Source organism: Allokutzneria sp. NRRL B-24872 (genome assembly GCF_002155965.1).
Classification (GTDB): domain Bacteria; phylum Actinomycetota; class Actinomycetes; order Mycobacteriales; family Pseudonocardiaceae; genus Allokutzneria.
In genome coordinates this window covers 1-20943 of the sequence record NZ_MUMH01000098.1, presented here as the reverse complement: position 1 = coordinate 20943, position 20943 = coordinate 1, and the positions used below count along the sequence as shown (strand labels likewise).

Here is a 20943-nt window from a genome sequence, read left to right as displayed (position 1 = left end):
GTCGCGGTCTACTCCCCGTCCTTGGCCGTGGCGTTGAGGTCGGCGAGGAGTTCGGCTTGCCCCTCAAGGACTCCGCCGAGGATGCGCCGGGCGACCGCGAGCAGTTCCGCCACCTCGGGGCTGGTCAGGGCGTAGTGGACCGTCGAGCCGGTCTTGCGGTTGGTGACGAGGCCGGTTCGCCGCAGCACGGCCAACTGCTGTGACAGGTTCGCGGGCTCGACACCGACCTGCGGCAGCATCTCGGCGACGGAGTGCTCGCGCTGGCTGAGCAGTTCGAGCACGCGGATGCGCACCGGGTGCCCCAACGTCTTGAAGAACTCCGCCTTGAGCAGGTAGAGCGGCTGGCGCGTCGGTGTGGACACCCCGTCCTCGGCGGTAGCCGTCCGCCGGAGTCGCGACCCTGTCATGCCCCCATCTTCCCCTGTCGAGCCCGCTGCCGTGGGCGCGGAGGTCGCACGCGGCCCGATGTGACCGACCTCATTGAGTTGCAGAGTTGCAGATTTTCGCAATTGAGCAGAATGATGGCCGGGCGGTCGGCGGTCGGCGGTCAGGGAGGCTCTGGTGGGGAAATCCGGTCACACCGGTGCGGGCGGGTGGGCGCGCGGCCTCGTCCGTTTGCTGCCAACGCGAGCCGACTGGGCACCGGCCCGGCCTCGTGACCTGCTGGCCGGTGTCACCGTCGCGGTGATCGCGCTCCCGTTGGCGTTGGGGTTCGGCGCCTCCTCGGGTCTGGGCGCGGCAGCGGGGTTGGTGACCGCGGTCGTCGCGGGCGCGGTCGCGGCGCTGTTCGGCGGCTCGAACCTGCAGGTGTCCGGACCCACCGGCGCGATGACCGTGGTCCTGGTGCCGATCGCGCACGCCCACGGGGTCGACGGCGTTCTCACCGTCGGGCTGCTCGCGGGAGTGCTCCTGCTGGCCCTGGCAGGGGTGGGCGCGGGTCGGTACGCACGCCTGGTGCCCGCACCGGTCATCGAGGGCTTCACCTTGGGCATCGCCGGAGTGATCGCTCTGCAGCAGGTGCCCGCCGCGCTCGGCACGCCCCCCGCCCCCTCGGAACACGTGCCGGTGGTCGCCGCCCGCGCGGTCGCGGACTTCCTGGCCCAGCCCGTGTGGACCGCGCTGTTGCTGGCTTCCGGAGTGGCGGTGGTGATGCTTCTCGGTGCGCGGTGGCGGCCCGCCATCCCGTTCTCGCTGCTCGCGGTGGCCGCCGCCACCGCCGCCGCGGAGGTGTGGTCGCTGCCGGTCGAGCGGATCGGCGCGCTGCCCGCAGGACTGCCCGCTCCGGACCTCGGCTTCCTGCGGCTGGACGAGCTGGGCGCGCTCGTGCCGGCCGCAGTCGCCGTGACGGCCTTGGCCGCCTTGGAAAGCCTGCTCTCGGCAACGGTCGCCGACGCGATGGCCGGCGACCAGAAGCACGATCCCGACCGGGAGCTGTTCGGCCAAGGACTGGCGAATCTGATCACGCCGATGTTCGGGGGCGTCCCCGCCACCGCGGCCATCGCGCGCACTGCGGTCAACGTTCGATCCGGCGCCCGTTCCCGGTTGGCGGCGCTCGCTCACGCCCTCGTGCTGGCGGCCATCGCGGTCGCCGCCGCGCCGTTGGTGGCGCGAATCCCGCTGGCCGCGCTCGCGGGCGTCCTGCTGGCCACGGCCATCCGCATGGTCGCGGTCAGATCCGTGCGCGCGGTGGTGCGCGCCGGTCGCGGAGACGCTCTCGTGCTCGTGGTCACCGCCGTCGCCACGCTCGCCCTGGACCTGGTCGCCGCGGTCATCATCGGCGTCGTGGTCGCGGGCGGACTCGCACTGCGCGATGTCGCCCGGTGCTCCGGCGTGGAGAAGCTCACCGTCGGCCTCGCCCAGTACGTCGTGGCCTACCGGTTCGACGGGCCATTGCTGTTCACCGCGGCCCACCGCCTTGTGCACCGGGTCAGCGACGCCTGTGACGCACGCGTGGTGATCCTCAAAATGTCCGGTGTCAGCGCGGTGGACGCCACCGGTGCGCTGGCTCTGCGCGATGCCATCGAAGTCCTTGAGAGCAAAGGAAAACTGGTGCTCGTCTCCGGCGTCCGCCCTGACCACGAACGCGCTCTGGAGGCCGTGGACGCGCTGGCCGGCCTCCGGGAACGCGGACACCTCCACCCCCGTACGGACGAAGCCGTCGCCTGTGCCGTCGCACACCTGAGCACCGGAGAACAACGGACATGAGCGAGTTCAGCGCAACAGTGCGCGATCAGATCGCTGAGCGGCTGACGGCGCTGTCGGCTGCCCGAGCGGCCGGGCACGACTACGAGGTCCACCTGCACGGAGCACGTGTCCGCGACCTGCTCGATCTGGCCGTCCGCAACGATGTCGACGTCACCGGCTGGGTGGACCCCGCCGTGCTCGACGCCGCGACTCTCGACGGATGAGGGAGGACGTTCCATGACCACACACCGCAAGACCGTCGCTCTCGTCGTCCCCGAAGGGAGCACCGCGGATGCCACTCAGCGCCTGGTGACTGTCATCGAGAACATCGCAGAGCTGTCGTGCCACGTCATCCCGTTCGGGGCCGACCTGCACGCCACCCTCGCTGGTGCCGCTGTGGTTCTCGTGGTCAACGCACGGCCGCACCACGTGCGCGCGGTGCGTGATCTGGTGGAGGTTCCCGTCCTCACCGAGCAGGACACCCTCGCGGCCGCGCTCACGGCCAACGTGCTCACGCTCCTCCTCCAGCAGGGGCGCGCTCCGCAGACCGGCCGGGTCGTCGTCGCGGGAGCGGATCAGCTGCCGATCCTGTGTCCCGTGCTGACAGCCGCCGGGATCGCCGACATCACCGCGTGGAACCGCGACGACGCCATGGGTTTCCCCCTGCGGCGAATCGCCGTGAACGCGCACGTGATCGTCGATCTGCTCGATCCGCGCGCCGACGACGTCCCCCCTGAACCCGCTGTGATCACCTCCGCGACCGGGCGCGAGGAGCTGCTTGCGTTGCCCGGACTGCTCCGGGCGCTCAGCGAGGTGCCCGGGGCGAGAGTGGACGTCCCGGTCCACCACGCCTGCGCGCTCGCGCTCGTCATGGCCACCCCGCCGGAGCTGTACCTGCCCGCTGGACCCGATGTCAGGTTGGCCGAACGAGTGGCCGCCGCGGCGAGCTGGGTTCTGCGCCGGAGAACTGGACACCCCTGCTGACCGTTCCTGCCGTCACCGGAGGGTTGCTCTGCTGTCACGGCGGTCCAGTCAACGGTGCTGTCGGCGAAGCTGAACGGGAAGACGTGGAGCAGGTGCACCAAGCTGGTCAGTCCCGCAGCAGTTGAGAGCGCGTCCCCGGCTCGGATCATTCGGCGCCTGGGAAAGACGATCCCGAACAGGTTCACGACGAGCGCTAGTGCCAACGCGATGTCCACGAGCACGACGACCCCTCGCGCGGCGCTGGTCAGCACGGGCACGGCCTGCCACCCAGGGGACACGTAGATCAGTACGAGAAGGACCACGTCGAACAGAGCGCCGGACACAAGTCCACCGCGGCGTGTGAACTGCTTCGTAGTCACCACGGGAACCCCCGGCCCCAGCACGGCCAGTTCGGGCCGTTCCAAGAACCGAGCTTGTGCTGGGCGGGGGCGAGTTCCTGGACGTGTTCACCACGGCCGGAGGACGCCCACGTCGGCAGACCTGGACCGTTCGGGTCGGCGCCGCGAGCGAAGTTGGCCCAGTAGCGCATCGTCGCCGAGGAGAGCGCGCGCTGTTCGGGTGTCGTTGCGCGGTGCTGGGGGATGGTCAGCAGACGCGACATCATGCGCGCCCAGAACAGGGACGGGAACAGCATTGCCGCGCAGGTGCGCTACCCGCCGGATGGCTACTGGGGCCCTGAGCGCCGGTGGGGCATCGACGTCGACGGCGCGGTGGTGACCGTGACCGGCGAGTTCCGCGATGACTCCGAGTCCGAGATGGTGCACCGGCTGGCCGATGTCGTCCCTGGCGGGGCTGTGGTGTGGACACGGGAGCGCGGGAGTCAGTGCCGCAGCGTCGCCGTTCGGCGCTTGTACTCGTCCTCGTCGATCTCGCCCCTGGCCAGCCGCTCAGCCAGGATGCGCTCCGCCTCGGTGAGCCGGTGCCGGGTGAACCGGGGGTGGCGCAGCACAGTCAGAATGACCGTGAGCAGTCCGCCCCAGAACAGCAACATCATGACGATCATGAAGACCATGCCGGACCAGCCCCAGGGGCCGGTGTGCCACGGCGTCACCGTGCACCGCCCTGGGCCGGTACCGTCTCGGCGACGGGCGCCGGCCTGCCAATGGCCAGCAGTGCCTGCCGGGCCTGGCGGGTGGACTGCACCATGCCGTCCTCACCGACGGGCTCCAGCGGGACGATCGTGGCGTCGACTCCGCGAGCCAGCAGCCTGATCGCCTCGGCGAGTGCCCGCACGTCGTTCTCCAGCCGCTCGACGCGCTCCTGGAGCCCGGGTGCTTTCGGGGGTTGGCGTCGCGGCTCGGGTGCGGAGTCGACCAGGAGCCGGATTCCCTTGGGCAGCTGGGCGAGGGCGCGGTTGAGCGTGCCAGGGGCGAGCAGCGAGCGCAGCGCGGTGGTGACCGCGGCGAGGGTGTCGGCAGCTTGGGCCGTGGAGACCCGGGCTGACAGGACGAACTCGGTGACGAAGCCGGTCGCGTCCTGCTTCGAGGGCACCCGGCTCGGGTCCCAGCCCTCGTAGAACACCCCGCGCAGCAGCTCCGGCAGTTGTGCGGCGAGGTTCGCCGTGGTGTCCACGCTCAAGTGGTCCCGGACGGCGTGCATCCAGGCCCGCGTGCAGCGATAGGTCAGGTGTGGATCGTGGGTACCCAGGTGGTCGGAGATCGTGGCGAGCCAGTGGTGCGCCGTGTTCTCCGCGTGGGCGAAGCTGGCCGATCGATGGGTGCTCATGCCGCCTCCTCGTCGTGCTCGGCTGGTGGTTCCAGCGTCGGTGACCTGCTGCCAGCGACCAAGGGCACAAGGACCCTTGGTCGTTGGCGGAGACCACGAAAACCTTGGGAGCGAAAGAAGTCGGCGAGGGAGGCGTGATGGGTCGCATGGTGCGGAGACTGGGGCTGGATCGGAATCCGCTGCGGCGGTTCTCCGATCACGTCGAGAGCGCGGTGGTCGTGCTGCTGGTGCTGTGCGTTCTGGCCGTGGTTCCGTTGGCGTTGGTCGCCGGGTCGGTGGCGCACGAGCGGCTGGGCACCTCGACGGCGGCACACCGGAGCACGGCGGTGCTGGAGCACGACGCGCCGCCGGAAGTCATCACCTCGGAACTGCTCGTCGTGTCCACAGGGGCGAAGGTCCGCGGCCAGTGGACCGCGCCGGACGGAACACCGCGCGAAGGCGAGGTCTTCGCTCCTGCCGGAGCCCGTGCGGGCACGACCGTCCCGGTGTGGCTCGACGCCGCGGGGACGCCGATCCCGCCACCCCTGGAGGGGGCGGCTCTGACGTGGATGTCGGCGCTCGTCACCCTCGGTGTGCTCGTCGTCGCAGGTGGGGCGAGTGGCGTCGTGTACGGAGCGGTGCGCTTGGTCCTCGACCGCGGCCGCGTGACGGCGTGGGGGGCGGACTGGGAGCGCGTGGAGCGCGACTGGATCCACCGCGGCTAGGCATGTCCTGCAAGGAGCCCGCCACCACGGCAGACCCACGTAAACCACTCCCGTGCACCCCATCCGACCGCTCGCCTCAACGCGCTCGGCGGTTGTCTGAGGAACGGGGCACTGGCGAGGTGCGGTGCACGTCCGCTCGTCGATGCAGGAGTCGGTGTCGCGGTGCCCGGCGGCGAGGACGCGGAATAGGCGGTGGAGCTGACCAAGGCCATGCCGGGCGTGGTGGACGTGCAGGACGAGCTGGAGCTCGATGCCGATGAGTGGACGGAGCACGTGAGGTGAACGGGCCGATCGTGGTCGGGTTCGCCTTTGGCTGATCGCAGTCCGGTGGTGGCCTGGGCGGCGCGGGAAGCCGTGCGACGGGGCCGCCCGTTGTCTGGTGCACATCTGCCAGCAGACGCAGTGGCTGAGGGCCTCGCGCATCGACCACGGGACGGAGGCGTTCTCGATCTGCGAGTGCAGGGCGAGCCGGCACTGAGCTCTCCTGGGCGGGGCCGGAGTTCGCGCTGCGGGAAGCCTCGCGTGCAGGGCGGCGGCTCCATGTCGCGCATTGGTGGCTCACGCCGCTGGACCGGCCGGGATGAACCCGAGAAGGAGCTGGTGCGGCGTTCGCGGGATGCTTCGATGGTCGTCGACGTCGTTCGGCACGCCAGCCGCCCGATCGCGGTGGTGGGCCCACATCCGGCGCGCGTTCCCGTTCCTCGTGCGGAGAACGCCACCTCGGCTCGTCGAGCAACCGCCGAAACGCCCTCGGGTCCAGTGAACCCGAGGGCGTTCCCGCGTGCGGTCATCGCGGACCGATGAGGCCGTAGTGCCCGTCGTAGCGGAGGTAGACCAACGTGCCCCGACCGGTGTCCGGGTCGACGAAGAACACGAACGGCTCGTCGCTGAGGTCGAGTCGCTCGACCGCTTGGGCAACGGTCAGCACCGGTGCTGCGTCTGCGTCCAGCACCGTGTCGTCGTGCGCGACCACGGCATCCCGGCCGGTCTCCTGGTCGACGAACAGGTAGAAGTCGTGATCGAGCAGGTCCATGTCGACCCGTGCGTCGAGGACGCTCATCGGCTCCGCCGCGTAGGTTTTGCGGCGCACCAAATCTCGGTCGGCGGGGTCGCGGCGGACTCGCGCGGGACGGTGCTCAGCCCGTTGGTGCGGCGGTTCCGAACGGAGCGAGCCGAGTACCGACAGCCGGTGGTGCAGGACGTCGCGCATTCGGTCGACCGCCTCGCGGAAGGTCGGCGCCGCGACGTGCGCCCGGACGACGCGTCCGCTGATGTGCAGCGCTGCCTTGACGACCGCTGAACGGTCACCCGACTCCGTCGCACGGCTCAGCCGCACTCGGACGCGGTCGACGGGAGCTGGGGCGACACGCGTCAGCCCGGCGAGCCGTTTGCGGGTGTACTCGTCGGTGCCGAGCGGTACCGCGCCCGCCGTGCTCAGTTCCGCCTCGGGAAGCGCGCTGTGGGCAACGGTTCTCATCGGTTCCTCTTTCTGTCCACTGTGGTCGTTACTCTCCAGTCCACCGGTGCCCCCTGTGGGCCGGCCAGGGCCGTTGGTCCCGCCGATCGGGGTCTCGCTGCTCTGAGCGCGAACGTCCGCGCCCACGAGGCTCGAAGGCGGAGGTCGGGGAGAACCGGAGAGCCACGTGAGCGGGACAGTGCTGCGTGAGAGCGACGGGAGCCCCGGCGGCCGCTCGACCGACGGCGCTGGAAGAGAAGCGGTCCGGTTGCGGGGACGACCGACTCCCTCTGTCGATCTCGTTGGGGGCCAAGGCATCGGGCCGAACTCGTCGCCACCGGCAAGGAAGCGCTCCGCCGCGGGTTGCCGGCGCCGAGGCGGGGAGGAAACCGAAGGCCGGTGAGCAGTGGCCGCGTCACGACGTCATCGGCTGAGTTCCTGCCACGCCCGGCGAAGCCGTTCGACGAGTTCGGTCAACACCGACGGGGGGAAGGTGAACGGCAGTCGCAGCCAGTGTTCGTGGCCTCCGGACGGGTCCAGCAACGCTCCGGGTACGACCTCGACCCCGTGCCTGAGCGCGACCTGGGCGAAGGTCCGCGTGTCCGCGCCGATGTCGATCCACAGGGCTGTCCCGCCGTCCGGTGCGTGCCAGGACCACTCCGGCAGCCGGTCCGTGAGCAGTGCGCCGAGCTGGTCGAGCCGGGAGCGGGCGGAGGCGGTGTGCCGGGCCTCGATCTCGGTCAGGCGTGGCAGCAGGCGCGCGGCCAGTGCTTGGTCCAGCAGGGGATTGCCGAGGTCGGCGAGTGCTTTGTACCGGGCGAGGCGGTCTGCGGCGTGTTCGGGAGCGCGCAACCAGCCGATGCGCAGGCCGCCCCACACGGTTTTCGTCAGGGATTCCACGGTGAGCACGGTCGCGTCAGCTCCGGCGTGGGCCGCAAGCGGTGCCGGCCGCTGCGCGGTCCAGGGGTAGGCGTTGTCCTCCACCACGGGAACTGAGTGCTGTGCGGCGAGTTCGGCAACGCGCCTGCGACGGCTGGCGGACATGAGTGTGCCGGTGGGGTTGTGAAAGGTCGGCATGAGGCAGATCAGCGCCGGGCGGTGCTCGCGCAGCACGCGAGCCAACTCGTCGATGCGGATGCCCTCATCGTCCAGTGCCACGCCGAGCAGGCGGGCGCCCTCGGCGCGGAAGATGTCGAAGCAACCCGGCCAGCCGGGGGATTCCACCACCACGTGCGCGCCGCGTGGCACGTACATGCGGGCGATGAGGCCGATCGCCTGGGCCGCGCCGGTGGTGATCAGAACCTGGTCGGCTTCGGTCGGCAGGCCCAACTCCGCGTACCGGGCGGCGACGGCCTCGCGCAGCGCCGGCAGTCCGCGCGGGTGGTACCCGGCCTGCGCCATCAGCTCGGGCAGGTCGTGCCGCGCGACCTCCTCCAGGGCGTGTGCCACCTCCTCGGCGGCGGGCTCGGCGGCGGTGGCCAAGGAGATCATCGGTCCCGCGCCGTCGACCAGCCGCCGGAACAACGCCTTTGCGTGACCGTCCGGAGCGCGACCGGAAGCAGCTGTCGGCGGGAGCGCGCTGACGGTGGTGCCGCTGCCGCGGCGGCTGGTCACCATGCCGATCGCGCGCAGCTCGTCGTAGGCGGCGACGACCGTGGCCCGGCTGACGGCGAGCGCCGCCGCGAGCGAGCGCTCAGCGGGAAGCCGTTGCCCGCAGGCGAGTTCTCCCGTGGTGATCGCGTGGCTCAGCGCGGTGGCGAGCCGACGGTAGAGCGGCCCGGCGGGCCGCGCCCAGTCGCCCAGCGCCTCCAGCAGCGCCGAGGTCGGGTCAAGTCGGTCCACTTCTGGCTCCATTGGCTCGTGCGGGGCCGCCTGCCGGTGGCGAGGCTGAGCGGCATGACTCTTGGTAGCAGCCGACTGCGCGCCCTCTGCGATCTGGACACGGCCTCCGCTCGTGAGGTGGCCGGCAGGCACGAGTACGACGGACGCGTGCAGGACCTCTCCCTCGCCGGAGTCGCCGGTGCGCTCGATGCGCTCGGCGTCGGTCCACCATGCGCGGATCCGCACGACGAGGCCCGGCTGCGGATCGCCGAGGAGGCGGCGCGCGTGCGCTTCGGCGAGCTGGAACTGCATCGCCGGGACCCCATGGTGCACGTCCGGAACCTCGACCTGACCGATTATGCGCGCTCCTACGCCCCGATCGAGCAACGCCTCGCGGCGCGAGAGGAGCACGTCCGGGCGTGGCCCGATGCCGTCAGTGCCGCGATCCAGGCACTCGACGACGTGGCCGCCCCGGTCGCGGCGGCGGCGATCCCGGTGGCGGAGGGCTTGGCGAACTCCTTGGGGCCACAGGACGAACGGGCCCGCGGCGCGCTGTCCCGGCTGCTCTCGCACCTGCACGACGCGGCAGGCAGCGGAAAACAGGATTTCGGCATGGGCGCCACGGGACTGACGCGACTGCTGGCCAGCGCCGAGGGCGTCGACGTGGACCTCGGGCAGCTGGAAGAGCGTGCCGACAGCGAGCGCGGGCGGCTGCGGGAGCTGTTGACCGAGTCCTGCCACCGCATCGACGCGAAGGCCCCGGTCGCCGACACCATGCGGGTGTTGGCGCTGGACCGTCCGGAGCCGCACGAACTCGTCGACGAGGTGCGCGCCCTCGTCGGCGAGGTGATCGAGTGGACCGCCGAGCACGATCTCGTACCTCACCACGACGGGTTGTGCCTGGTGGGTCCGACACCGGAAGCGCAGCCGTTCGCGGTGGCGATGATGATCGCGAACGCGCCGTTCGAGCCCGACGGACCGAGTTGGTTCCGCATCGCGCCGCCCCGTGCGTCCTGGAGCGAACGGCAGCGCGAGGACTGGATGGCGATGTTCAGCCGACCGGGGCTGGCCAACATCGCACTGCACGAGGTGGCCCCCGGCCACTACTCGCACGGCAGGGCGATGCGCAGGGCGCAGGGGGAGGTCCGCAGGACGCTGCGTTCGGAGACCTTCAGCGAAGGCTGGGCGCACTACGTCGAGGAACTGGCGCTGGAGCAAGGATTCCGTGACAGCGACCCGGCGTTCGCCGTCGCGGTGGCCCGTGACGGGTTGCTGCGGGTGACACGGATGGCCTGCGCCATCGGGCTCAACACCGGGACGATGACCACGGCCGACGCGGTCGCCCGCTACGAGTCCGACGTCTTCCTCGCCGGGCACGCCGCGCACGTGGCGGCGCAGCGCGTGGCGATGGACCCCACCACGATCGGCTACACGTGGGGCAAGCTCGCGATCCTCGACGTGCGCGAGCGCGCGAAGTCGTTGTGGGGAAAGGACTTCTCCGTGCAGCGCCTGCACAGGGCGATGCTCGCTCTCGGTTCTCCGCCGCTCGGCCTGCTCCAGGACGTGCTGGCATGATCGAGTCGTTGCTGGCCTTCTCCGGAGCCACCCTCGCACTGGTCGCGCTGCCCGGACCGAACCTCCTCTACATCATCACGCGCAGCGCCGAACAGGGACGACGCGCGGGCTTGCTCTCGGCACTGGGCGTGGAGACGGGCACGCTGGTCCACCTCGCGGTGGCCATCGCCGGATTGGCGAGCGTGATCAGCACGTCGCCACCGTTGTTCACCGCGATCAAGTACGCGGGCGTGGTGTACTTGCTCTACCTGGCGGTGGCCGCGCTGCGCACGGGCGGCGGCGCGCGGGCCCGCGTGCCGTCGGCGCAGCGGATCTTCCTGGACGGAGTCCTGGTGAACGTGCTCAACCCCAAGGTGACGCTGTTCTTCCTGGCCTTCCTGCCGCAGTTCCTCCCGCCGGGTGGGCACGCAGGCGACATGATCGTCTACGGCGTGGTGTTCTTCGTCCTCGCGCTGGCGATGGACGTGGGCTACGCCTTGCTGGGTGCGCGTGTCGCGCCGTGGTTGGGCCGCAGGCGCTGGCACCGCTTCGGCGTTGCGACCGTCTACATAGGACTAGCCGGTTTCGCCGCCGTCATGTGAGTCCGGCGGAGGACACCGGCTCCAGCCCTCGGCCGACCAGTGCGCGCCCTCGCCGCGGATGGCTGGGGCGGGCGCAGGGCCATAGGTCCCGCCGCGCGGTGTCGTTGGAGTCTGGTCGACCGGCGTCCGGGCGCGAAGAGTGGTGGTCAACGGGGGGAAGAGGCGAAGGAGTTCGGTGCCGTGATGCGACCGCGCACGAGTCCGGTTCGAATCTCCGGACGCCCCGACCCCGAGCTGAGCAGGTGGCTCTGGCTGGTCAAGTGGCTGCTGGCCATCCCGCACCTGGTGGTCCTGCTGGTGCTGTGGACGGCGTTCTGGCTGCTGACGGTGGTGGTGTTCTTCGCCGTCCTGATCACCGGGCGATATCCGCGCGGCATCTTCGAGTTCAACCTCGGCGTGCTGCGGTGGACCTGGCGGGTGGCCTTCTACGCCTACTCGGCACTGGGCACCGACCGGTACCCGCCGTTCACCCTCGCCGAGGTACCCGACTACCCCGCGACCCTGGACGTGGCCTACCCCGAGCAGCTCTCCCGCGGCCTGGTGCTGGTCAAGTGGTGGCTGCTCGCCCTGCCGCACTACCTGGTGGTGGCCCTGTTCGTCGGCGGTACCGGAGCGAGCTTCGACGGGACCGCCTCCATCGGCGACACCGGGCTGATCACCGTGCTCGTGTTGATCGGCGCGATCGCGCTGCTGTTCACCGGCGGATTCCCGCGCGGAGTCCTGGACTTCGTCCTCGGCATGGACCGCTGGGTGGCCAGGGTGTTCGTCTACTCGACCTTGATGACCGACCGCTATCCGCCGTTCCGGCTCGACGGTGGGCCCGAGGACGACGAACCCGCTCCGTCCACATCGGACGTTCCGGCTTCTTCGGGATCAGGGCCCAGGACCGGCGCGGTCGTGGTCGGTGCCGTGGTGCTGCTCGCCGGTCTCGGTCTGGCGGCGGTCGGTGGCGCGGCGCTGTGGACCGAGCACAGCCAGCGCGACGCGAGTGGTTACCTCACCGCGCCACCGCGCCACGTCGTCAGTGAAACCGGCGAGCTGGTGCTGGGCAGCGTCGAGTTCCACGGGGTTCCCGGCTGGCTGCTGGGAGAGGTGCGAGTGCGCGTGGAGAGCCCCTCCCCGGTTTTCGTGGGGATCGGGCCGGAGGCTGAGGTCGCCCGGTACCTCGGGCAGCCCCGGCAATCGCCGGCTGGGCAGGGCTTCTGGTCGGTGTCCACCTCCGGGCAGGGACAGCGGGAGTTGTTGTGGGCGGTCCAGGACGGGCGGTGGAACCTGGTGGTGCTCAACGAGGACCCGGGCCGGACCGTCGATGTCGACCTCGCGGTGGCGGCCAAGGTCCCTGACCTGTCCTGGATCGGCGTGGGGCTGCTCGGCTTCGGCTTTGCCACCAGTCTCGGTGGATCGCTGCTCCTGGTGGTCGGCACCAGGAAGCGGGTTGACCCCCTGTCCGGGTCGGTGTCGTCGTGACTCGCGGAAGTTCGCCCGGCAGACAAGGGGAAGCGGCCATGAGCCACCGCGGAACACATCTGGTTCGATCGGTGGTCCTGGCCGGTGTGGCCGTCGCCGCCGTCAACCTCCTGCGAGGCAGATGCCTGCGATGGGGCGCTGCCGACGACGAGGTGAGCTCGGCACTGCCCGGCGACGAACTGACGGCTCACGCGGACCTGAGCGCGACCCGGGCGGTCACGATCGAGACGACCACGGCCGAGGTCTGGCCGTGGATCGCTCAACTCGGCCAGGGCCGCGGCGGTTTCCACAGCTACGACTTCGCGGAGAACCTGCTCGGCTGTGACATCCACAGTGCCAAGCGGATCGTCCAGGAGTGGCAACACGTCGAAGTGGGCGCGAAGGTCAACCTCGCCCCCGAATTCGCGCTGACCGTGGCGGACCTCGACGTGGGTAGGGCGCTGGTCCTGCGCGGCGGTGCCCTGCCGGGTCTCGACAGCGCACCCTATGACTTCACCTGGGCCTTCGTGCTGCGCGAGGGCGCGAACGGAACAACGCGGCTGGTGGTGCGGGAGCGCTGTGCGTACCTGAGCCGGTGGGCGCCGCTGCTGGTTGAGCCGGTCGAACTCGTCAGTTTCGTGATGAGCAGGAAAATGCTGCTCGGCACCAAGGAACGGGCCGAGCGCATGGCCTCCGCGCCACCACCGACCTGAGCACACCGGCGCCGCGCCTCGGAGCCAGGTTCATGGACCTCGCCCGCGATCGCCGATCGAGGACCGTTCTCTGCGAGAGCACGTGGTCCGTGCCTGAAATCCTTGGTGCACAGGGACTGTCCGCCCATGCGATATGCCGCCGGTCGCGGAGCAGTTGCCAACGGTACGGCGCACGGTGCAGCTGGCTGGGATCGCGCACCGCAGGCTTTCGCACGGTGGGGACGTGGTTCGGTCAAGGACGCGATCCAGGTTCCGCCAAGGCGATGTGGAGGGTGAACAGCGGCTGCGATTCACCCCCGTCTCCGCGTACCGCGTGACGCTCTGGGTCTTCTTGCCCCGACGACGTGGGACTACGCCACTCGTGGCGCGCTCGGCGAGCCCGCAGCGGAGCTGTCAGGCTGGCGCCACCGACAGGGATTCTCAGAGGAGTTGGCGCCATGTCCGTCACGGAGATCCCGCTGTCGCCGAGCGCGGGGCTGAGCGGTCTGCGGCTGGATGAGCTGCTCAGAGAGGTGCAGGACCGCCTCGCCGAGATCGTCAAGACGCGCGACCGCGTCCAGGGGTTGATCGACGCGGTGCTCGCGGTGGGGACAGGGCTGGAGCTGGACTCGACGTTGCAGCGGATCGTGCAGGCCGCTGTTGACCTCGTCGACGCGAAGTACGGCGCGCTGGGCGTGCTGGGCAAGCGCGAGGGCCTGTCGGAGTTCGTCTGCGCGGGGCTGCCGAACCTGGGTGATCACCCGGCTTGGGTCGGTTGCCCGGCGAACCACTCGCCGACGGGCGGCTTCCTCACAGCTCCGGTGCGGGTGCGCGAGGAGGTCTTCGGCAACCTGTACATGACCGAGAAACAGGGTGCCGCGGCGTTCGCCGCCGATGACGCCGTGGTGCTGGAGGCACTGGCCGCGGCGGCGGGTGCGGCGATCGAGAACGCCCGGTTGTTCGAGCAGAGCCAGATGCGTCAGCGCTGGTTGGAAGCCTCCTCGGAGATCCGCGCTGAGCTACTGGGTGGTACCTCCACCGACGACGCGCTGCGCCTGGTCGCCCAACGCGCCACTGAGCTCTCCCACGCCGACAGCGTGCTGATGCTGCTCGTCGACGACGGGGGAAGCCTGACGGTGAGGACCACCGCGGGGAAACGTGCGGACCGGCTGCTGGGGTCGATGGTCGCCGCCACCGCCGCGCCGATCGCCGAGGTCTTCCGCTCCGGTGGCACCAGCCTCATCCCGGAGTTGGGCGCCACCGTCGAGGCCGACCCCGGCGAGCACGCCGACCTGCTCGGGCCGGCGCTCGCGGTGCCGCTGCGGACCGCTGCCGGGATCAGCGGTGTGCTGCTGGCCGTGCGGGACAGGGGCGTGCCGCAGTTCGAGCCGGAGCAGGTGCCGGTGCTGGCCTCCTTCGCCGACCAGGCCGCGCTCGCCCTGGAGGCCGCCGAGACCCAGCGGACGCGGCGGTTGCTGGACGTGCTGGCCGACCGGGACCGCATCGCGCACGACATGCACGACCACGTCATCCAGCAGCTCGATTCCTCGGGCATGAGCTTGCAAGGCACGTTGCACCTGATCGCCCAACCGGACGTGCGGGCGAGGGTCCAGAAGGTGGTGCACCAGCTGGATGAGACCGTGCGCGACATCCGAACTTCGATCTTCGACCTGCACAGCGCGGGAGAAGAGAACTCCGACAGCCTGCGCCATCGCCTGCTCAGCGTGGCAGCGGAGGCGTCCGCGGCCGGCGGGCCCGCGCCCTCGGTGCGGATGGCGGGCGCGGTCGACACGCTGGTGCCGCCGGAGATCGCCGAGCACGCCGAGGCGGCGCTCCGGGAGGGGGTCAGCAACGCGGTCCGGCACGCCGGGGCCAGCACGATCGTGGTGACCGCTGAGGCCGCCGCCGATTTCGTGATCGAGGTCGTCGACGACGGCGCGGGAATTCCCGAAGGGGTGGTGCGCAGCGGACTGGCCAACATCGAGCAGCGGGCGCTGCTCTGCGGTGGAACCGCCGTGTGCGCACCGAGACCGGGTGGCGGGACACGGCTCACCTGGCGCGTCCCGTTGTCCTGACCCAGCCGTCCTGGTCTGGTCCGCGACGGCCTCTTCGCGCACGTCCGCACCCGAGTGTTCACAGCGATGGTCACCACCGCTGCCGGGCCGACGCTCACCGCCGGAGACGTTGCCACCACTCGCGTTCACCGCCCTCGTGGCCGCAATCCCGCTCCAGGTCCGCACCGCCGAGGAGCCCCCTGTGGGCGCACCTCGCCCGTCACACCTGGCCGGGGACCGCGCCGGTCCGGGTGAGCACGAAGCGCATGATCCTGTGCCCGAGGTCGGAGGTGGGCTCGAACATCAGCGGGCAGCCCCCGGCGATCACCGCGACCCCGTGTTCGCGGCCGTACGCCGCCGCCGCGGCGGACACGCTGCCGGGACCGAACGCGCGGTGCATCCACACCTGCTCGATGCCCAGCTCGACGCACTCCCGCATGGTGGCCTCGGCGACGTCCGGACGGGTGGCGACGACCACGGCGTCGACACCACCGGGGATCGACTTCAGGTCCCCGAAGCACGGATCGCCCTCGACCTCCTCGGCGTTGGGGTTGACCGCGAACACCTCGTACCCGCGAGCCCGCAACCTGACGTAGACGATGTTGCCGCCGTGATCGCGCGGGTTCCGCGAGACCCCGGTCACCGCGATCCTCTTGTGGGCCAGGAATCGCGCTGCTGCTTCTTGCACACTGGGCATGGCTGTCCTCCTCCGATCCCAGGCAGCCGCTGGCGTGCGGAGCACGCGGTCACCGGGGCCGTGCGGTGTCGGGTTGCGGCTCGTCGCGGTGGGTTTCGCGGTAGACGGCCGCGTCCACCAGGCGTCGCACGACGTCGGCGGTTCCGGCTGATCTCCCGGGCCGCGTCACGTCCGCTCGGGCTTCTTCCGCTGTCCTGAAGGCTTCCCGCTCCTGACTCATGGCACTCACTTCCTCGTCTCCGGTTCAGTCCAGCAGCCGGCCGCGCTCACCGCGCCTGCGGGACGACCCCGACCACCGGTGTCCTTGGTCCCGGTCGGCGACCGCTCAGGGCCTTTGGTCCCGGAGATCGGGGTCGAGCACCTCTGTGCCGCTCGGGCGCTCTGGGCGTTCTGTTGAGGTCTCAGAGCACTACTGCCGCAGAGGGGCAACAGATGACGACACCGGTTCCACACGGATCCCGGGTGCCGGAGGTACTCCACCGGCTCAAGAACGGATTCCCGTTCACCCTGTTCACCGCTCGCCAACAGCTTCGTCTGGAGGACCGCGTCACCGACGACGACTACGTTCTGCGCGCTGAGCTGCCGGGCGTGAACCCGGACGACATCAAGGTCACCGTCAAGGGCGGAGACCTGAGCATCGAGGCTGAACGGACCGACGAGAAGCAGGAGAAGACCTACAGCGAATTCCACTACGGGGCGGTGAAGCGCACCGTCAGCCTGCCACCGAGCGTCAACCCCTCCGCCGTCGAAGCGCGCTACGAGGGCGGAATCCTCGAAGTGAGGATGCCCAGGAGAGACATCGACGAAGAGCACCGGATCCCGGTCAAGAGGATGTAGGCGACCGGTTGCGTTCCCGCGGCCAGTGCCGCAGGGCCCAGCCGCCTGCGGACCTTGGTCCCTGTCACTACCACCGTTGGCGCACAAGGCTTACCAGTGGAGGTGAGTGGTCATGTCTGACACGCGAGCCAGGTCCTGGACCCGTGTTCAGGACTGGGTGAGTCTGATGGCCGGCGCGGTGATCGCGTCGTTTCCGTTGTGGCTGAAGGTCGGTACGGCCGGGAGCTGGGCCATGGTGATCATCGGCGTGGTGATCGGTGGGCTGGCGCTCGGCGCTTTGGCGATGCCGGGCGCCTACATCGACGAGTGGGTGATGGCGGCGGCGGGTGTCGCCATGCTTGTCGCTCCGTGGTTGTTCTCCTACGTGGGGAACAACACCGCCACGTGGACGTCGTGGGTCATCGGTGTCGTGGTGGTCGTCTCCACGCTGACCGCATTGCCGGCGAGCCGTGAAGTGCACCGGCGGCACCACATGGCGTGAGCACCGATCCCGACGACGTGGCGCCGGCGGAGTCCCCCGCCGGCGCCACATCCGTCCGCGGCCTTCGCGGTCGCTCTTCTCGTGGCCACGACCGGCTCGCTGGTGCTGGGGCCTCGCCGCTCCGGTTCTTGCGGGCACCCTCGACGAGTCGGCACGGCGAACGCTCGGCCTCAGCTGGCAGGAGCGGAAGATCCCGCGACGAGCACCGGGCACGGCGCGTGGTGGAGGGCGAAGCGGGCGACGGTGCCGCAGTGGGAGGTCGCGCCGCGCCCCAGGACCAGGACGTCGGAGTCGCTCGCGCGCAGGATCGCGTCGTGCGGGCTCTGCTCGTCCGGGTGCAGCGATGTGCGTGCGGCGGGTGCGTTCTCGGCCAGCCACCTCCTCGCGTGGTCGAGCGCGCCGCCGTGCGGGCGCGCGTGCACGTGGAGCTCGGCGCCGTAGGCGGTGGCGAGCCCGGCGGCCGAGCGCAGCACCGCGGTGTCGTGGTCGCCACCGCTGACCATGGCGGTGATCCGGCCGTGCCGCGCGGCGATCGCCGACCAGAGTCCTCGCACGACGAGGGTGTCGCAGCGGGCGGAGCCCGCGGTGGGCAGCACGAGAGCTCCCAGACCGAAGGCGCGGTGCCGTTCGCCGCGGCAGCCGAGGACGAGCATCCGCGATCCGGCGCTCGCCGCGAGCAGGGCGGGCAGGGGGTTGGGCTCGGGCCGGTTCACAATGCGCAGGTCGCCGTCCGTCGCGGTGGCGTGGCGTCGTGCCCAGGTCAGTGCCACGTCGCCCCAGTAGGAGCCGTCGGTGCCCACGGTGAGGCGGGTGGCGCGCTTGCGGGGCTTGGTGCGCGAGCCGGGTGACCGTACTGCGGTGGTGGCGGACATCGGAGCCTCCGGTGGTCGTCGCCTTTCCAGGCAACGCGCGGGCGAGCGTTGGCGCCAGAGGCGAAAGGCCCTTCCGCCGCGCCAGGAGGTGTCTACTGTGGATCAAAGTGATCGATGCCCGGAATCCCTTGGCAGCGAGGACTTATGGCCCGCGTGCCGCCTCCTGTGACCGGTGAGACTGCTGGGGACGACAGGAGGTGGGACATGTCCATCCAGAACGACCCGGGCACCAAGCGGAACCGAGTTCCGTTCCACAGCAGCGGCCCCGCGGAGAAGTCGATGGCCCTGTTGCGCGTCGCGACGGGGTTGCTGTTCCTGTGGGCTTTCTTCGACAAGCTCTTCGGCTTGGGCTACGCCACGCCCGCTGCCAAGGCATGGCTGGGCGGAGGCTCGCCGACAGCGGGGTTCCTCGGGCGCGTGGACGTCGGTCCGTTCCGGGAGCCTTTGCGCGCCATCGCCGGGGCGTGGTGGGTCGACTGGCTGTTCATGCTCGGACTGGCCGGGATCGGGGTGGCGGTGCTGTTCGGGGCCGGGCTGCGGCTCGCCGCGGTCGCCGGGACGGTGATGATGCTGCTGATGTGGGTGGCGGAGTGGCCGCTCGCCCAGGTGAGCGCCTCGGGCGCGCCGAGCGGCTCGACCAACCCGCTCATCGACTACCACGTGATCTACGCGCTGGTGCTGATCGCGCTGGCGGCGACCCACGCGGGCAACACGTGGGGGCTCGGTCGTACCTGGGAGTCGCGCCAGGTCGTGCGGCGGCACGGGTGGTTGGCCTGAAGCAGAAAGCGCGGTGGGTGCCGGTGCCGGTCTTCGGCACCGGCATCCACCGCGCTCAGGGAGAAGAACGTGGAACTGGAAGTCCTGGGCACCGAGGAGTGCCTGCGCCTGCTCGGAACCGCCCAGCTGGGCCGGATCGCCTACACCGATCAGGCGTTGCCCGCGGTGGTACCGGTCAACTTCGTGCTGCACGACGGCAGCGTCGTCTTTCGGACCGGGCACGGGGGAAAGCTCGCGGCGGCGGTGCGCAACGCCGTCGTGGCCTTCGAGGTTGACGACGTCGACGCGACGCTTCGGACGGGCTGGAGCGTGACCGCGGTCGGCTACGCCAGGGTGGTGCGCGAGCCCGCGGAACGGGACGCCCTGCTGGCACTGGGGCTGCGCGCATGGGCACCGGGGGAGCACCCGGTCTTCTTCGTGATCGTGCCCGGGATCCTGCACGGTCGCAGGATCCCGGGCACGACGACCACCGTCAGCCGAGCGCCGAACGGACAAGGGAGCGGAGCAGGTCCCGGCGCGTGATGACACCGACGACGGTGCTGCCGTCGGTGACCGGGACGGCGCGGATGCCGTCACCGAGCAGGACTTCGGCGAGCTCCTCGCTCCCGGCGCCGACGTCGATTCCGCGCGCGGGTGAGGTCATGACCGCGCCGACGGCTCCCGCTCCGCACCCCTTGAGCAGGGCCAGCTCGTCGACAACCCCGAGCAACTGTCCACTGTGGTCGGTCACGGGCAGGAGGGTGTAGCCGTGCGCCGTCATCAGCGCGGCGGCGGCCAGCACCGGGGTCTCCGGGCGGACGGTGATGGCGGGGCTGGACATCAGCGTGTCGACGGGCACGGCGTTCTCCTCGCTCACGGGGCCGGCTGGGGCAGGAGCAGATCGGCGACCGGGCGGCGCGGCGTGGCGGGCACGGCGGAGCCGAATCCCAGGCGCAGCACCGCTTGCGGGGTCAGGGTGATGCCGAGCGCGTGGCGCAGCTCCGCCAGGACCGAGGGGACCTCGATGGGCTGGGACAGGAACGACGCGGCCAGCCCGAGCGTCGTCGCGGTGAGCAGCAGCCGTTGCAGCGCCTGCCCCGCCTGAACCTGGGCGAGATCGCCTTCGTGGAAGGAGCACAGCACCGCTAGCAGCGGCTGCGACTCGAAGTCCTTGCCGACGACGCGCTCGCGTCCCTGACCGGCGGCGAAGTCGCGCAGCACCCACTCGTCCTGGGGCTCCGGGCGCGGTCCGGCGGAGCCGGGTGGTACCCCGTCCTGCCTGCCACCGGCGTGCCCGGTCCACGCGGTGAACTCGGCCAGGAACGCGGGGTCGGCCAGTTGCGCGCGGTGGGCCCGGTTGACGAGCTCGCGCAGCGCGGCGCGTTCCTGCCCGGTGGAGAGGACGTGCAGCCAGGCGCGCTCGGCCTCGGTCGCGCGCACCAGCTCCGCCCGATGCCCGGAGGGGACGGCCACATCGATGAAGGGCCGCCGGTTGGTGCGGCGGCCACGCGCCGCGCGCAGCAGGCGCGTTCGCTGCGCCGAGGGCCGCGAGCGGCCTCCGTAGCGCACCACGGCCAGCGGCGAGCTCCCGCTCCCGTTGGGAACGAGCGTCGTCAACGGCCGGATTCCCGATTCCTCCAGTGCGATGCGGAGGTTGAACAGCGCGGCCCCGCACGCCAGCCGGAGTTCTCGGTCCTCGGGATCGGTCGCGGGCAGTCTGCGCTCCGGGTCGGCGTGCAGCTCGATCCGGTCGGGCAGCACCGCGAACCGCCAGGGTTGGCTGTTGTGCACCGACGGGGCGAGCGAGGCCAGTCGGAGCGCCCCGTCGATCTCCGTCGTGGTCAGGCCGAACGCCGTGGTCGCCTCGTCCATCGTCGTGCACCTACTCAACTGGGTCGCGAACGTTTCCGCCTCAACGATGCGCGTGCTCCATCCGTGCAAACCATGGCCGAAAGTCCTCTGCTACCAGGGAATTACTCCATCAGGGGCAGGACTTGGCGATCATCGCGGGACGTGCCAGGCTGAGCCCCGCCGTCACGAGGAGTCAGCCATGCCGCCCGCAGACAACCCACCACCGA

Annotated in this window: 24 protein-coding genes; 13 read left to right on the top strand and 11 right to left on the bottom strand. The window is 70.8% G+C overall.

All coding sequences use genetic code 11. The annotated features are described in order from the left end of the window. Positions 1-8: 8 nt before the first annotated feature. Positions 9-407 (bottom strand): helix-turn-helix transcriptional regulator, encoded by a 399-nt coding sequence (locus CCN37_RS24390; RefSeq protein WP_086825052.1) that lies wholly within the window; start codon positions 405-407, stop codon positions 9-11. A gap of 154 nt (positions 408-561) precedes the next feature. Between CCN37_RS24390 and CCN37_RS24385 the strand changes: the two genes are divergently transcribed. The 3 genes from CCN37_RS24385 to CCN37_RS24375 are packed head-to-tail and all read left to right on the top strand — an operon-like array spanning position 562 to position 3168. Continuing rightward, positions 562-2205 (top strand): SulP family inorganic anion transporter, encoded by a 1644-nt coding sequence (locus tag CCN37_RS24385; protein ID WP_086825050.1) that lies wholly within the window; start codon positions 562-564, stop codon positions 2203-2205. Continuing rightward, positions 2202-2408, top strand: a complete 207-nt coding sequence (locus CCN37_RS24380) for a hypothetical protein (RefSeq protein WP_086825048.1) — start codon at positions 2202-2204, stop codon at positions 2406-2408. Before CCN37_RS24385 ends, CCN37_RS24380 begins: the two co-directional genes overlap by 4 nt. A 13-nt stretch (positions 2409-2421) precedes the next feature. After that, the gene (locus tag CCN37_RS24375; protein WP_086825046.1) at positions 2422-3168 is read left to right on the top strand and encodes a hypothetical protein; all 747 of its coding nucleotides are present in this window, start codon (positions 2422-2424) and stop codon (positions 3166-3168) included. Positions 3169-3523: 355 nt separating this feature from the next. On the opposite strand, the gene CCN37_RS24370 is transcribed toward CCN37_RS24375, so the two are convergent. The 3 genes from CCN37_RS24370 to CCN37_RS24360 form a co-directional block, all read right to left on the bottom strand. Next, positions 3524-3802 (bottom strand): carboxylesterase family protein, encoded by a 279-nt coding sequence (locus tag CCN37_RS24370; RefSeq protein ID WP_086825043.1) that lies wholly within the window; start codon positions 3800-3802, stop codon positions 3524-3526. Positions 3803-3988: 186 nt separating this feature from the next. Then, the gene (locus tag CCN37_RS24365; RefSeq protein ID WP_246843268.1) at positions 3989-4219 is read right to left on the bottom strand and encodes an SHOCT domain-containing protein; all 231 of its coding nucleotides are present in this window, start codon (positions 4217-4219) and stop codon (positions 3989-3991) included. Then, positions 4216-4893: a DUF2267 domain-containing protein gene (locus CCN37_RS24360; RefSeq protein ID WP_086825041.1), complete on the bottom strand. Its 678-nt coding sequence runs from the start codon at positions 4891-4893 to the stop codon at positions 4216-4218. Before CCN37_RS24360 ends, CCN37_RS24365 begins: the two co-directional genes overlap by 4 nt. A gap of 137 nt (positions 4894-5030) precedes the next feature. On the opposite strand from CCN37_RS24360, the gene CCN37_RS24355 reads away from it, so the two are divergent. Continuing rightward, on the top strand, positions 5031-5597 hold the full coding sequence (locus CCN37_RS24355; protein WP_086825039.1) for a hypothetical protein: 567 nt from the start codon (positions 5031-5033) through the stop codon (positions 5595-5597). Between the two features lie 787 nt (positions 5598-6384). Here the strand turns inward: CCN37_RS24355 and CCN37_RS24350 are convergent. Further along, on the bottom strand, positions 6385-7074 hold the full coding sequence (locus CCN37_RS24350; protein ID WP_168200834.1) for an HPF/RaiA family ribosome-associated protein: 690 nt from the start codon (positions 7072-7074) through the stop codon (positions 6385-6387). Positions 7075-7476: 402 nt separating this feature from the next. After that, entirely contained in the window at positions 7477-8895 is a 1419-nt protein-coding gene (locus tag CCN37_RS24345) for a PLP-dependent aminotransferase family protein (RefSeq protein WP_371504887.1), read from the bottom strand. A 54-nt stretch (positions 8896-8949) separates the two neighbouring features. On the opposite strand from CCN37_RS24345, the gene CCN37_RS24340 reads away from it, so the two are divergent. From CCN37_RS24340 to CCN37_RS24320, 5 genes are all read left to right on the top strand, one after another. Beyond that, the gene (locus CCN37_RS24340) at positions 8950-10449 is read left to right on the top strand and encodes a DUF885 family protein (protein ID WP_086825034.1); all 1500 of its coding nucleotides are present in this window, start codon (positions 8950-8952) and stop codon (positions 10447-10449) included. Then, positions 10446-11030 (top strand): LysE family translocator, encoded by a 585-nt coding sequence (locus tag CCN37_RS24335; protein ID WP_086825032.1) that lies wholly within the window; start codon positions 10446-10448, stop codon positions 11028-11030. Before CCN37_RS24340 ends, CCN37_RS24335 begins: the two co-directional genes overlap by 4 nt. Before the next feature lie 183 nt (positions 11031-11213). Continuing rightward, positions 11214-12497, top strand: coding sequence for a DUF4389 domain-containing protein (locus CCN37_RS24330; protein ID WP_086825083.1), 1284 nt, complete (start codon positions 11214-11216; stop codon positions 12495-12497). A 38-nt stretch (positions 12498-12535) separates the two neighbouring features. Beyond that, complete coding sequence (locus CCN37_RS24325; RefSeq protein WP_086825031.1) at positions 12536-13189, top strand: hypothetical protein; 654 nt, start codon at positions 12536-12538, stop codon at positions 13187-13189. Positions 13190-13626: 437 nt separating this feature from the next. Continuing rightward, a complete protein-coding gene (locus CCN37_RS24320) occupies positions 13627-15243 on the top strand; it encodes a GAF domain-containing protein (protein WP_086825029.1) in 1617 nt (538 codons plus the stop codon). Positions 15244-15442: 199 nt separating this feature from the next. Here the strand turns inward: CCN37_RS24320 and CCN37_RS24315 are convergent, their stop codons facing one another. Both CCN37_RS24315 and CCN37_RS40105 read right to left on the bottom strand, forming a co-directional pair. Next, positions 15443-15919 (bottom strand): CoA-binding protein, encoded by a 477-nt coding sequence (locus CCN37_RS24315; RefSeq protein ID WP_086825028.1) that lies wholly within the window; start codon positions 15917-15919, stop codon positions 15443-15445. A gap of 49 nt (positions 15920-15968) precedes the next feature. Then, positions 15969-16139, bottom strand: coding sequence for a hypothetical protein (locus CCN37_RS40105; protein ID WP_168200833.1), 171 nt, complete (start codon positions 16137-16139; stop codon positions 15969-15971). A 242-nt stretch (positions 16140-16381) separates the two neighbouring features. Between CCN37_RS40105 and CCN37_RS24310 the strand changes: the two genes are divergently transcribed. After that, positions 16382-16756 (top strand): Hsp20/alpha crystallin family protein, encoded by a 375-nt coding sequence (locus CCN37_RS24310; protein WP_168200832.1) that lies wholly within the window; start codon positions 16382-16384, stop codon positions 16754-16756. A gap of 112 nt (positions 16757-16868) precedes the next feature. After that, positions 16869-17237 (top strand): SPW repeat protein, encoded by a 369-nt coding sequence (locus CCN37_RS24305; RefSeq protein ID WP_143261782.1) that lies wholly within the window; start codon positions 16869-16871, stop codon positions 17235-17237. A 170-nt stretch (positions 17238-17407) separates the two neighbouring features. On the opposite strand, the gene CCN37_RS24300 is transcribed toward CCN37_RS24305, so the two are convergent. Next, positions 17408-18109 carry a universal stress protein gene (locus tag CCN37_RS24300; protein ID WP_086825022.1) on the bottom strand — a complete coding sequence of 234 codons (702 nt, stop codon included), beginning with the start codon at positions 18107-18109 and terminating at the stop codon, positions 17408-17410. Between the two features lie 204 nt (positions 18110-18313). On the opposite strand from CCN37_RS24300, the gene CCN37_RS24295 reads away from it, so the two are divergent. Continuing rightward, positions 18314-18886 carry a DoxX family membrane protein gene (locus tag CCN37_RS24295; protein WP_086825020.1) on the top strand — a complete coding sequence of 191 codons (573 nt, stop codon included), beginning with the start codon at positions 18314-18316 and terminating at the stop codon, positions 18884-18886. Between the two features lie 69 nt (positions 18887-18955). Then, positions 18956-19408 carry a pyridoxamine 5'-phosphate oxidase family protein gene (locus CCN37_RS24290; protein ID WP_086825018.1) on the top strand — a complete coding sequence of 151 codons (453 nt, stop codon included), beginning with the start codon at positions 18956-18958 and terminating at the stop codon, positions 19406-19408. Here CCN37_RS24290 and CCN37_RS24285 read toward each other — a convergent pair. Both CCN37_RS24285 and CCN37_RS24280 read right to left on the bottom strand, forming a co-directional pair. Then, positions 19359-19724 (bottom strand): HPP family protein, encoded by a 366-nt coding sequence (locus CCN37_RS24285; protein ID WP_143261781.1) that lies wholly within the window; start codon positions 19722-19724, stop codon positions 19359-19361. The two genes, CCN37_RS24290 and CCN37_RS24285, sit on opposite strands and share 50 nt — an antisense overlap. A gap of 14 nt (positions 19725-19738) precedes the next feature. After that, the gene (locus CCN37_RS24280; protein ID WP_086825014.1) at positions 19739-20737 is read right to left on the bottom strand and encodes a nitroreductase family protein; all 999 of its coding nucleotides are present in this window, start codon (positions 20735-20737) and stop codon (positions 19739-19741) included. Positions 20738-20943 lie beyond the last annotated feature (206 nt).

Bases quoted from the DNA above. Each gene is read 5' to 3' on its own strand.
- CCN37_RS24355 (WP_086825039.1), top strand. From the start codon at position 5,031: ATGGGTCGCATGGTGCGGAGACTGGGGCTGGATCGGAATCCGCTGCGG.
- CCN37_RS24370 (WP_086825043.1), bottom strand. From the start codon at position 3,802: ATGCTGTTCCCGTCCCTGTTCTGGGCGCGCATGATGTCGCGTCTGCTG.
- CCN37_RS24315 (WP_086825028.1), bottom strand. From the start codon at position 15,919: ATGCCCAGTGTGCAAGAAGCAGCAGCGCGATTCCTGGCCCACAAGAGG.
- CCN37_RS24375 (WP_086825046.1), top strand. From the start codon at position 2,422: ATGACCACACACCGCAAGACCGTCGCTCTCGTCGTCCCCGAAGGGAGC.
- CCN37_RS24335 (WP_086825032.1), top strand. From the start codon at position 10,446: ATGATCGAGTCGTTGCTGGCCTTCTCCGGAGCCACCCTCGCACTGGTC.
- CCN37_RS40105 (WP_168200833.1), bottom strand. From the start codon at position 16,139: ATGAGTCAGGAGCGGGAAGCCTTCAGGACAGCGGAAGAAGCCCGAGCG.
- CCN37_RS24350 (WP_168200834.1), bottom strand. From the start codon at position 7,074: ATGAGAACCGTTGCCCACAGCGCGCTTCCCGAGGCGGAACTGAGCACG.
- CCN37_RS24320 (WP_086825029.1), top strand. From the start codon at position 13,627: ATGTCCGTCACGGAGATCCCGCTGTCGCCGAGCGCGGGGCTGAGCGGT.
- CCN37_RS24390 (WP_086825052.1), bottom strand. From the start codon at position 407: ATGACAGGGTCGCGACTCCGGCGGACGGCTACCGCCGAGGACGGGGTG.
- CCN37_RS24380 (WP_086825048.1), top strand. From the start codon at position 2,202: ATGAGCGAGTTCAGCGCAACAGTGCGCGATCAGATCGCTGAGCGGCTG.
- CCN37_RS24295 (WP_086825020.1), top strand. From the start codon at position 18,314: ATGTCCATCCAGAACGACCCGGGCACCAAGCGGAACCGAGTTCCGTTC.
- CCN37_RS24330 (WP_086825083.1), top strand. From the start codon at position 11,214: ATGCGACCGCGCACGAGTCCGGTTCGAATCTCCGGACGCCCCGACCCC.
- CCN37_RS24360 (WP_086825041.1), bottom strand. From the start codon at position 4,893: ATGAGCACCCATCGATCGGCCAGCTTCGCCCACGCGGAGAACACGGCG.
- CCN37_RS24305 (WP_143261782.1), top strand. From the start codon at position 16,869: ATGTCTGACACGCGAGCCAGGTCCTGGACCCGTGTTCAGGACTGGGTG.
- CCN37_RS24325 (WP_086825031.1), top strand. From the start codon at position 12,536: ATGAGCCACCGCGGAACACATCTGGTTCGATCGGTGGTCCTGGCCGGT.
- CCN37_RS24340 (WP_086825034.1), top strand. From the start codon at position 8,950: ATGACTCTTGGTAGCAGCCGACTGCGCGCCCTCTGCGATCTGGACACG.
- CCN37_RS24280 (WP_086825014.1), bottom strand. From the start codon at position 20,737: ATGGACGAGGCGACCACGGCGTTCGGCCTGACCACGACGGAGATCGAC.
- CCN37_RS24300 (WP_086825022.1), bottom strand. From the start codon at position 18,109: ATGTCCGCCACCACCGCAGTACGGTCACCCGGCTCGCGCACCAAGCCC.